We start from the raw sequence: 2,406 nt of genomic DNA, 5'->3' as shown, positions 1-2,406 counted from the left end.
AAATGTGCTTTAAATTGTTTTTGTTGGTCGTTTTCTGTGTAGTCTACACTAAACCAATAATCCGTAGATGGAATGTCTTGTCCGTTGTATTTTCCGTCCCAACCTTCTCCTAATGGATCTATTTGTTTGATCAACTTTCCATAGCGGTCAAATATATAAATTTTTGCGTTATGTTTCGCTTCTAATCCAACAATTTTCCACTTATCGTTAAATCCATCACCATTTGGTGTAAAATATTTAGGATAATCTATTACTTCAATGCTTTCGGTTAAATTCGTACAACCTTCAACATCTTCAACCAAAATTTCATGAGTACCTGCTTCAACACCTGTAAACACATTCGAACTCTGCCACGCCCCTCCATCTAATGAATAAATTAAATTACCTGTTCCTATCGGATTTACGGTAACTGTAATTGTTGCATTATTTGTAAACGCATCTGTTACCACTGAAGTAAATGCTGTCGCTGGATAAACCGTACTTACCACGGCTTGCACAGGCGGTGCCGGGCAATTCGTTACCGTATTGGTTACTATCACTTGATATGTTCCTTCTATTGATGCTTCAAATGTTGGACCATTGCTACTTGGTAAAGCTTCAAATAAGCCTGTTGCCGTATTCAAAATAAACCAATCATAAGTAAAATCTGGATCAGTCAATTGCGTATCTAATACATAATTCTGATACGTAACGCCTGTTGTCTGATTTACACAAATATGACCATCGGTTAAAACTGGTTTTGGTAATGGGTTTACTCTAACTAAATATTCTGTAGTTCCTCCATCACAATTCCCTAGTTTTGATGTCACACTATATCTTACATAACCTTGAACGTTTGACGTATTTAACAATACATCATTTATCGTAAATGGCGCAGTACCCGATCCGTTTGTAAAACCTGTTACATTTTGAGAATCGATAACCGTCCATACCAATGTTGTTCCAGCTATGTTTGGAAATGATGAAATAGTTAAATTAGTAGATTCTCCACTACAAATCTCACCAACTGGTAAACCAATAGGTGTTCCTGGTATTGGATTGACTGTAATTGTAACGGCATTGACACTTGTTGCACCTGTACAAATTCCATTTACTGGCGTAAAATCAAAACTAATCGTTCCTGCCACTAAAGGATTCGTTAAAGCTAATTGTAAATTCACAATTCCTGTTGTTGTAGTACCACTTGTAGCGCCTCCAACTATTTGAACTCCTGTTGCTGTATTTATTTGCCAATTGTACATAGTGGCTACAGGATTACTATTTGAAGTGATAGTTACACTTTCATTATTACAAATTACTGTTTTATTTGAAACTGTTGAAACAATAACTGGTATAGGTTGTACGGTAATTAATATTTGTTGTGATGTTCCAAAACAACTTCCAACTTGCGGTCGAACTTCTAAATTAATCGTTCCTCCTTGAAAAGCATTTATTAAAGTAACTATTTGATCTATATTTGTTTCATTACCGCTTACAACCGCTGTATTCACATTACTGTTAGTAGCACTCCATACAAAGGTAGTACCAACTACCGTACTTGTCAATTGAGAAGCTAAATTTAAAGTTCCTCCAGTACAAATTGTAATATCTGGAATTTGTGTAATAAACTGTGGCGTAGCTGAAACTGTTACTGTAGCACTCTGACCTAAAACTGGAATGGTACATCCGTTTAAACTTGCGCTTGTTAAAGCATAAGTAGTCGTAGCTGCTGGAGAAACAGAAATAACATTACTTCCCGAAGCTCCAATTGTAAATGAACTTGGCGTTCCGGTCCATGTTATAATTGTACCTGGTGTAGCTGTTACAGTTAAGTTAACAGGTATACCTGCACAAGTTGTAGTAGTTCCTGTAATCGAAATACCTGTAGGAATTGGATTAACTGTAATCGTACCTGTTGCAGCAACTGAACCACAACCTCCTGTTAAGGGAATACTATACGTAAAAGTTCCTGTAACTGATGGCATTCCAGAAATTGTAATGACATTTCCAGACCATGAAGCTGACACTCCGGCTGGTAAATTTGATGCAGAACCAATTCCTGTAGCACCTGTGGTAGTATGTGTAATTGGGGTTAAAACCGTATTTACACATAACGTAGGTGTTGATGAAGCAGCTGAAACTGTATTACTAGGAATAACTTCAATAGTACCAGTTGCTGAAAAACTTCCACAACCTCCTGTTAAGGGAATGGTATAAGTAAAAATACCTGTATTGGAAGGAATACCTGAAATCGAAATACTATTGCCAGACCATGAAGCTGAAACTCCCGATGGTAAACCTGTTGGTGTTCCAATCCCAGTTGCACCCGTTGTTGTATGAGTTATTATCGGTAAGTTGGTATTCACACATAAAACCGGTGACGATGAAGCCGGTGAAACCGTATTGTTCGGGTTAACTGTGATGGTA

Annotated in this window: 1 protein-coding gene; it reads right to left on the bottom strand. The window is 37.2% G+C overall.

Features of this window, described 5'->3' with window-relative positions; translation table 11 throughout:
* The coding region (locus G4D72_RS13245; RefSeq protein ID WP_166078208.1) for a T9SS type B sorting domain-containing protein at positions 1 to 2,406 on the bottom strand (2,406 nt) is incomplete at both ends.

It is taken from the genome of Flavobacterium difficile, assembly GCF_011392115.1.
Lineage (GTDB): Bacteria > Bacteroidota > Bacteroidia > Flavobacteriales > Flavobacteriaceae > Flavobacterium > Flavobacterium difficile.
Note: the sequence above shows the minus strand (reverse complement) of the source record. Positions and strands in the feature narration are given on the sequence as shown.